The organism is Streptomyces sp. NPDC005784, assembly GCF_042871525.1.
Taxonomy (GTDB): Bacteria; Actinomycetota; Actinomycetes; order Streptomycetales; family Streptomycetaceae; genus Streptomyces.
On sequence record NZ_JBIAIQ010000006.1, the window covers coordinates 391,710 to 400,819 of the forward strand.

Annotated in this window: 6 protein-coding genes; 4 read left to right on the forward strand and 2 right to left on the reverse strand. The window is 72.1% G+C overall.

The genetic code is table 11. The annotated features are described in order from the left end of the window. Window positions 1-103: 103 nt before the first annotated feature. On the forward strand, window positions 104-3,412 hold the full coding sequence (locus ACFYR3_RS14165; RefSeq protein ID WP_389283013.1) for a S8 family serine peptidase: 3,309 nt from the start codon (window positions 104-106) through the stop codon (window positions 3,410-3,412). Between the two features lie 161 nt (window positions 3,413-3,573). On the opposite strand, the gene ACFYR3_RS14170 is transcribed toward ACFYR3_RS14165, so the two are convergent. After that, entirely contained in the window at window positions 3,574-4,389 is an 816-nt protein-coding gene (locus ACFYR3_RS14170; RefSeq protein WP_389282990.1) for a hypothetical protein, read from the reverse strand. A gap of 1 nt (window position 4,390) precedes the next feature. Then, on the reverse strand, window positions 4,391-4,918 hold the full coding sequence (locus tag ACFYR3_RS14175) for a sigma-70 family RNA polymerase sigma factor (protein ID WP_356785432.1): 528 nt from the start codon (window positions 4,916-4,918) through the stop codon (window positions 4,391-4,393). A gap of 306 nt (window positions 4,919-5,224) precedes the next feature. Between ACFYR3_RS14175 and ACFYR3_RS14180 the strand changes: the two genes are divergently transcribed. The 3 genes from ACFYR3_RS14180 (at window position 5,225) to ACFYR3_RS14190 (ending at window position 8,884) form a co-directional block, all read left to right on the forward strand. Next, window positions 5,225-6,241 (forward strand): aspartate-semialdehyde dehydrogenase, encoded by a 1,017-nt coding sequence (locus tag ACFYR3_RS14180; RefSeq protein WP_389282992.1) that lies wholly within the window; start codon window positions 5,225-5,227, stop codon window positions 6,239-6,241. A 255-nt stretch (window positions 6,242-6,496) separates the two neighbouring features. Then, the gene (locus ACFYR3_RS14185) at window positions 6,497-7,990 is read left to right on the forward strand and encodes a sigma-70 family RNA polymerase sigma factor (protein WP_389283015.1); all 1,494 of its coding nucleotides are present in this window, start codon (window positions 6,497-6,499) and stop codon (window positions 7,988-7,990) included. Between the two features lie 117 nt (window positions 7,991-8,107). Continuing rightward, a complete protein-coding gene (locus ACFYR3_RS14190; protein WP_389283017.1) occupies window positions 8,108-8,884 on the forward strand; it encodes an SDR family NAD(P)-dependent oxidoreductase in 777 nt (258 codons plus the stop codon). The last annotated feature ends 226 nt before the right edge of the window (window positions 8,885-9,110 follow it).

The window sequence follows — 9,110 nt, forward strand, 5'->3', positions numbered from 1 at the left end:
TGAGCGGTCATCCGGGTTCACATACCGGACTGACGCGACCGGTCCGCACTAACCGCCGGAACCGGCCGTTCCGCGCTCGTTCCTTTACCTACAAGGGATGCAGATGATCTCCGACCCTCAGCGCGCTCCGATATCGGGCGCGAGACGCGTGGCTCGCATTGCGGTGGCCGCGGGCCTGGTGGCCGCGCTCTCCGCGGCCGGGCCGATACCCATGGCCTTCTCCTCGGACACGGGCGCGCCCACGGCCGACCCGGGCACCAAGTCCGCCGCCGCCAAGCTCGGTTCGACCGACGCCGACCTCCTCGCCGAGGCCAAGGCCAACGGCGACAAGAACGTCACGATGATGATCGCGACGGCTCCGGGCCAGACCGAGCAGGTCGCCAAGGAGCTGGACGCGGTCAAGGGCGGCTCGGTGGGCCGCAGTTACGACAAGCTCGGCTACGTCCGGGCCACCGTCCCGACGAGCAGGGCCGACTCGGCCATCGCCGCCGCCGCGAAGCTTCCCTCGGTGCACGGGATCGACCTGCGCCAGGAGATCGCGCTGGACGACCCCACCCCGAGCGCCGACACCGCCAAGCACGGCAACAACGCGACCACGGCCGCCACTTACCCGGGTCCCGGCAAGAACACCCCCGCCGAGAACCCCTACAACCCGTCCTTCGAGACGGGTGCCGTCGACTTCGTCAAGGACCACCCGAAGGCGGACGGCCGGGGCGTCACCATCGGCATCCTGGACTCCGGTGTCGACCTGGGCCACCCCGCGCTGCAGAAGACCACCACCGGCGAACGCAAGATCGTCGACTGGGTCACTTCGACCGACCCGATCCTCGACAGCGACGCGACCTGGCGCCCGATGATCACCCCCGTGGCCGGGCCCACCTTCACGTACAGCGGCAAGACGTGGACGGCGCCCGCGGGTTCGTACGAGATCAGCACGTTCCGGGAGTCGGCGACGGCGGGCGGCGACGCCGCGGGCGACGCGAACCGCGACGGTGACACCACCGACGCCTGGGGCGTTCTCTACGACCCGGCGGCCGGCACGGTCACCGTCGACCTGAACAACAACAACGACTTCACCGACGACACGCCGATGAAGCCGTACAAGGACGGCTTCCAGATCGGCTACTTCGGTACCGACAACCCGGCGACCGACGTCGTCGAGCGGCAGCCGTTCGTCGTCGAGATCCGCAAGGACGTGCCGATGGACCCGTACGGCGGGTCCTGGATCGGCAAGAAGGCCGACTTCGTCAACATCGGCGTCATCGAGGCCGAGCACGGCACCCACGTCGCGGGCATCACCGCCGCGAACGGCCTGTTCGGCGGCAAGATGAGCGGTGCCGCGCCCGGCGCGAAGATCGTCTCCTCGCGCGCCTGCACCTGGACCGGCGGCTGCACCAACGTCGCGCTCACCGAGGGCATGATCGACCTCGTCGCCAACCGCGGCGTCGACATCGTCAACATGTCCATCGGCGGTCTGCCCGCGCTCAACGACGGCAACAACGCGCGCTCCGAGCTCTACACGCGTCTCATCGACACCTACGGCGTCCAGCTGGTGATCTCCGCGGGCAACTCCGGCCCCGGCGCGAACACCATCGGCGACCCGGGCCTGGCCGACAAGGTCATCTCGGTCGGCGCGACCATCTCCAAGCAGACCTGGGCCGCCAACTACGGCTCGCAGGTGGAGAAGAAGTACGCGATGCTGCCCTTCTCCTCGCGCGGCCCGCGTGAGGACGGCGGCTTCACGCCGACGCTGAGCGCGCCCGGCGCGTCCATCAACTCCACCCAGACCTGGATGCCGGGCTCCCCGGTCGCCGAGGCGGGCTACACCCTTCCGGCCGGCTACTCGATGCTCCAGGGCACCTCGATGGCGTCCCCGCAGGCCGCGGGCGCCTCGGCGCTGCTGCTGAGCGCCGCGAAGCAGAAGGGCATCGCCCTCAGCCCGGCGAGCCTGCGCACCGCGCTGACGTCGACCGCCGACCACATCAAGGGCGTCCAGGCGTACGAGGAGGGTGCGGGCCTCATCAACATCGGTGACGCCTGGGACGCCATCAAGGACGGCGCCACCGCTCACGACTACACCGTGAAGGCCCCGGTCGACACGGCGATCGACTACGCGCTGAAGACACCGGGCTTCGGCACCGGCCTGTACGACCGCGAGGGCGGCCTCAAGGCCGGCGAGCGCAAGACGTACGACATCACCGTCACGCGTACGTCGGGCGAGGACCGGCCGATCCGGCACGAGCTGTACTTCGAGAACAACGCCTCCGACACCTTCCGGATCGTCGGCTCGGACGAGGTGAAGCTCCCGCTGAACCAGCCGGTGACCGTCAAGGTCCAGGCCGCGCCGAAGTCGGCCGGTCTCAAGAGCGCGATCCTCGAGGTCGACGACCCGCGGACCGAGGGCGTCGACAAGCAGATCCTGTCGACCGTCGTGGTCTCGGCTCCCCTCAAGTACACCTACGCCGCGTCGAGTTCGGTGCAGCGCAACAGCACCGCGTCGTACTTCGTCACGGTCCCCGAGGGCGCCAAGTCCCTGGAGGTCGCGATCGGCGGGCTGAAGGACAAGAGCCAGACCCGGTTCATCGCGATCCACCCGTACGGCGTTCCGGTCGACAACACGAGCACCCCGTACTGCTACAACAACTACCTCGACGGCAACGGCTGCAAGCCCGACGTGCGTTCGTACGCGGACCCGCAGCCCGGCGTCTGGGAGATCGAGGTCGAGGCGCGCCGTACGTCGCCGCTGCTCGACAACCCGTACAAGCTCGATGTCGCCGTGCTCGGCGCGACCTTCGACCCGGCCGTCGTGACCGTCCCCGAGGCGAAGGTCGGCACCCCGGCCACCGCCTCCTGGAAGGTGACGAACAACTTCGCCGCGCTCGACGGCAAGCTGAAGGGCGGCCCGCTCGGTTCCTCGAAGAACGCGCGGCCGACCATCACCGAGGGCGCCACGCAGACCACCACGGTCGAGGTGCCCGCGGGCGCCGCGTCGCTCGACGTGGCCATCGGCAACGTCTCGGACAACGCCGCCGACCTCGACCTGACGGTGTACAACGCCGCCGGGACCGTCGTCGGCCAGTCCGCGGACGGCGACTCGGAGGAGGCCGTCTCCATCGCCTCCCCCGCCGCCGGGACGTACACCATCGAGGTCGCGGGCTACTCGGTCCCGTCGGGTTCGACCGCGTACGACTACCGGGACGTGTTCTTCTCGACCGCGCTCGGCACGGTCTCGGTCGACGACTCCACCCCGGTGAAGCTCGCCACCGGCGCCTCGGCCACGGTGTCCGGCTCGGTCACCGCCGCCGCGGCTGCGCCCGAGGGACGCGAGTTCTTCGGTCAGGTCCAGCTGGTGAACGCGCGCGGCACGGTCGCGGGCCTCGGTAGCGTGAAGATCGAGAAGGTCACGCCGTGACGGCGTGACCCCCGGCCGCGAGAGCGGCCCGGGGAGAACGGGGCGGGCGTCCGGAAACGGACGCCCGCCCTTTCGCGTCCCGTCCCTTTCGCGTCCCGTCCCTTTCGCGTGCCGCCCGGCCCGTTGCCGCGCGTCACCGCCCGCGCGTCATCGCCCGCACTTCACTGTCCGCATTTCATGCCCTGGGACTCGGGCAGCGCCTTGACGATCCAGGACCGGTCGCGGGCGATGTTCTCCTCCCCCGTGGTCCAGATGTCGGGTGTCACGGCGTGCTGCTGGATGCCGACCAGCACCTCGTCGCCCCGGTGCAGCCGCGGGCGGGCGTCCCGGTCCATCAGGAAGGTGACCTCCTTCTCTCCCTTGGCCGGCTTGTAGTAGTGGTAGACGTCGAGGGTGATCCGGTCCTGGGCGGTGCCGGGAACCGGGGTCACCTTCGTGACCGTGCCCTCCGCGAGGAGCCGGGAGCAGGCGATGTGGCCGGGGGCGCTGTAGGAGCCGGCGGCGGGGCTGCCCGCCTTGGCGTCGGAAGAGGTCTTGGCGTCCGCTCCGCCCCCGCCCTGCGCGACCAGCCAGCCCATCCCGACGACCAGCGTGGCCACCGCGGTCGCCGCCAGGGTGCCTACGGCGAGGGCACCCGGATGCCAGGAGCGCTTCTTCGGGACGCCCCCCGGACGCCCGCCCCCGGACGCCGCCCGTGCCCCCTGTGCCTGCTGCTGATTCCCGGACTTCTCGAATCTCCGGAGCTTCTTGGACTTCTTGGACTTCTTGGATTTCTGGGACGCACGGGCCGGCTCGGCCGCCTTCCCGGAGCCCGCCAGCGTGTCTCCGATGATGACCAGCTGCTCCCGAAGCACGTCCAAGTCCGCGACGGCCGACTGGTGCTCGGCCATGAACAGGACGTCGTAGCGGGCGCCTTCGGGCAGTGCGTCGTCCGTGATCGCGGCCAACAGCGCGTCCACACCTTCGTACTCGGCCACGTCACACCACCTCGTCCTCGTGCAGGCGGGCGCGCAGCGCGCGGACCGCCGTGTGCAACCTGCTCTTGACCGTGCCCTCGGGTACGCCGAGCTCGTCGGCGATGTCACGCACGGGCAGGTCGGCGTAGAACCGCAGGACGAGGACCTGGCGCTGGGCGTCGGGCAGTTCGTCCAGGCCGCGGGCGACGGCCAGCGAGAGCACACTGGCCTCCTCGTCCGAGGGCTGCTCCAACTGCCGCAGCGAGGCGAGGCGTTCACCCAGCCGCTCCTGCCGACGCTTGGCCCGGTGCCAGTCCATCGCGAGGTTCGAGGCGACGACCGCCGCCCAGGCCGACACATCGCGCGGCGCCTCGTCCCCCTTGGCGGCGCGCTCCAGCAACCGCAGCCGGACCTGCTGTACCCCGTCCGGCAGGTCCGCCTGCGGTACGCCGCCGAGCGCGAGCACCGCCCGCACCCGGCGTTCCTGAGCCGCGTCCAGGGGATCGTCCGCCCCCGGAGCCCGACGTGGCTTTCTGCGCAGCACAGCCACCCCTCCCCTCCCGCGTCTGCCTCTACGACGCCGGTGCGGGCCAAAACGTTCGGCCCGGTTCGAGTCGTACGTCACACCGGGCCCGGATCCATCACGGCGCCCACACCGTACGGCTTGCGGTTCCCCTCCGTCGCCGGGCGATTTCTTCGTACCCGGACGCCCGGCCGCCGCAGGATCGGGCTCCGCGGCGCGCGTCCCGGCGTCCCACGCTGTGAGCGGCGCGGCGAAAGGATTGGACACGCGGACCCCGGTCAGACGCATGATGGAAGCGCTGGACCACGTAGAACGCACGCTAAGGGAGTCGCCGTGAGGGTCGGAATCGTCGGAGCCACCGGTATGGTCGGCACAGCCATGCGCAAGATCCTCGTCGAGCGGGCCTTCCCCGTCGAGGAGCTGCGCCTGTTCGCCTCGGCGCGCTCGGCCGGGACGGTCCTCGACGGTGTCACGGTGGAGGACGCCTCCACGGCGGACTACTCGGGCCTGGACATCGTGCTGTTCTCGGCGGGCGGCGCCACCTCCAGGGCGCTGTGCGAGAAGGTCGCCTCCCAGGGCGCGGTCGTGATCGACAACTCCTCCGCCTGGCGCAAGGACCCCGAGGTCCCCCTCGTCGTCTCCGAGGTGAACCCGCACGCGATCGCCGACCGCCCCAAGGGCATCATCGCCAACCCGAACTGCACGACGATGGCCGCGATGCCGGTCCTGAAGCCGCTGCACGACGAGGCCGGCCTGGAGGCGCTGGTCGTCGCCACCTACCAGGCGGTGTCCGGCTCCGGCGTCGCCGGTGTGGCGGAGCTGCACGGCCAGGCCCTGAAGGTCGTCGGCGACGCCGACAAGTTGACCCACGACGGCGAGGCGGTCGACTTCCCCGAGCCGCAGGTCTACAAGCGCCCCATCGCCTTCAACGTGCTCCCCCTCGCGGGTTCGATCGTCGACGACAGCCTGAACGAGACGGACGAGGAGCAGAAGCTCCGCAACGAGTCCCGCAAGATCCTGGAGATCCCCGCCCTCAAGGTCTCCGGCACCTGCGTCCGTGTCCCGGTCTTCTCCGGCCACTCGCTCCAGGTGAACGCCCGCTTCGCGCGCCCGCTCTCCGCCGAGCGCGCCACCGAGCTGCTCGCGGGCGCCCCGGGTGTCGCCCTCTCCGACATCCCGACCCCCCTCGAGGCCGCCGGCAAGGACGCGTCGTACGTCGGCCGCATCCGGCAGGACGAGACCGCCGAGCACGGCCTCGCGCTGTTCATCTCCAACGACAACCTCCGCAAGGGCGCCGCGCTGAACGCGGTCCAGATCGCGGAGCTGGTGGCGGCCGAGCTCAAGAGCTGACACCCGGATACACCGCGCGTCAGGGCTGACACCCTGATGCACCGCGCGTCCGAGGGGGCGGGGCACCGGCCGGTGCCCCGCCCCCTCCGGATTCCACGGGTGCGGCGCTTCCGCGGCGCCTCGGGCGACGCAACGGATACCGTCACGTCGTACCCGCATGACGAAAGCCCGGAGGTCCCCGTGGTCGTCGATGCCGTGTGCCCGAGTTGCGGAAAAGCGCTGCCCGACCGGGCCGGGCGCACCGGGCGGAGCTCGGTGTACTGCTCCGCGGCCTGTCGGCAGAAGGCGTACCGGGACCGCCGGACGGCACCGGCCGACACCGTGCGCGGACTGATCGAGGAGGTCGGGCGGCAGGTCGAGGCGCTGGTGCCGCAGCCGCCGTCCGTCTTCTACTCCGGCGTGAGCGAACTGGCCTCCTCGGTCGGGCGGCTGCGCCGCGTCGCCCGGGTCGCCCGGGACACCGCCCGCGACGATTCCGTCACACGGCCCGCCGTGACGAAAGCCCCGGGCGCACCGGCTCCGGTCGGCGAAGCGGCCGCCGGGGACTCCGCCGCGGCCGATGAAGCGGCCACGGGGGACTCCGCCGCGTCGCGCACCGCCGTCCCGCGGGCCTCCGCCGGCCGGCACCCCTCCCCCGCGCCGGGTTCCGTCACGCACGACTCCGTGACGTTTCAGTCCGTGACGCCCGGCTCCGTGACCCACGAACCCGCGACCCACGAAAGCGCGACCGGCGACTCCGTGGCGCGGCGCTCCGAGGCGCGCGGCTCTCTCGGTGAAAGCGACTTCGCCGCGCTCGTCGAGCCGCACCGGCGTGAGCTGCGCGTGCACTGCTATCGCATGTCGGGCTCGTACGACGACGCGGAGGACCTCGTCCAGGAGACGTTCCTGCGGGCCTGGCGGGCGCGGGAGGACTACGCGGGGCGGGCGAGCCTGCGGACCTGGCTGTACCGGATCGCCACCAACACCTGTCTGGACTTCCAGCGGCGCACCGCCCGCCGCCCCCGGCGCTACGAACCGGTGCCCGGCATGAACCACGGCACGGCCGACCCCCCGGCCCGCATCACCTGGCTCCAGCCGTACCCCGACGAGGACTTGCCCTCGGCCGAGGAGCAGCCGGACGCCCGTGCCGTCTCCCGGGAGACCCTGGAACTGGTCTTCCTGGCCGCCATCCAGCATCTGCCGGCCCGCCAGCGCGCCGTCCTGGTCCTGCGCGACGTTCTCGGGTTGTCCGCCGCCGAGACCGCCGAGGCCCTGGAGATGACGGTGGCCTCGGTCAACAGCGCCCTGCAGCGCGCCCGGCCCGCCCTGCGCGCCCGGCTGCCCGCCCGCCGCACCGAGTGGACCGCCGAGGCGGACGACCGCGAGCGCGCGATCCTCGGTCGTTACATGGCCGCCGCCGAACGTCTCGACCTCGACGCGTTCACCGACCTGCTCAGCGAGGACGTCAGGCTGACCATGCCGCCGAACCCGTTCTGGTTCGTCGGCCGCGCCGCGATCACCGAGTTCCTGCGGATCAGCCTCGACCCCGCGTCCCCGCTGTTCCTCGGCCACTGGCGCCACCTTCCCGCCCGCGCCAACGGCCAACTCGCGGCCGGAGGCTACGTGCGACGCCCGGGTACGACGGTGTACCGCGCCCAGGTCCTCGACGTACTGCGCGTCGAGGGCGACCGCATCGTGGAGATCACCTCCTTCGAGCCCCACCTGTTCCCGGCGTTCGGACTGCCGCTGCGGCTGCCTGCCGACAGGTGAGCGGCCCGCGCCGCACGCCGGACGATGAGTGCCGACCGATGAATGCCGGAGGTCACGTACGTCTGCATGACCGACACGTACGACCGGCTCGTACGGCGAACACCTCAGGAGATCATCATGCTGCTCACCGACAAGACCGCGGTCGTCTACGGCGCCGGCGGATCCATCGGCGGTGCGGTCGCCCGTACCTTCGCCCGCGAGGGTGCCCGCGTGCACCTCGTGGGGCGTACGGCCGAGACGCTGGACGCGGTGGCGAAGGACATCGCGGCGGCGGGCGGGCACGCCGAGACCGCGGTGCTGGACGCCCTGGACGAGACGGCGGTCGACGCGCACATCGGCTCCCTGGACGCCGTCGACATCTCCTTCAACCTCGTCACGCGCGGCGACGTGCAGGGCGTTCCCCTGGTCGACATGCCGGTCGAGGACTTCGTCCGACCCGTCGAGACCGGCCTCCGCACCGCTTTCATCACCGCCCGGGCCGCCGCCCGGCGCATGGCCGAGGCGGGCTCCGGCGTGGTGCTCACGCTCAACAGCGGCTCCGCGCACGGCAGTCCGATGATGGGCGGCACCGGACCCGCGGACGCGGCCATCGACACGCTGGTGCGGAACCTGGCGGCGGAACTGGGGCCGCGCGGACTGCGGGTCGTGGGTCTGTGGGCGGCCGGGGTGCCCGAGACACTGACCCGGGAGAAGCTTCTCGCGGTCGACAGCGCCATGGACCTCGACGAAGCGGCCCTCCAGGGGCTGCTCGCGAACCTCGCGGGGATGCGCATGACCCGCCGCAACCCCACCCTGGCCGAGATCGCCGCCACCGCCGCCTTCCTCGCCTCCGACCTGGCGGGCGGCATCACCGGCACGTTCGTCAACGTCACGGGCGGGATGGTCCCCCACTGAGCACGCGCCGCCACCACGGGCGCCCGCAGCAGGGCCGCTTCCCGACGCCGGGCATCGCCGCGGGCGCTCCCACGGCATACGACGGCGGGGGGGGCCCCCGGGGGGGGGCCCCCCCCCCCGGCGGGGGGCCCCCCCCCCGCCCCCGCGCCCCCCGGGGGGGGGGGCCGGGGGGGGCCCCGGGGGGGGGGCCCGCGCCGGCCCCCCCCCGGGCCGCCCGGGGCGCGCC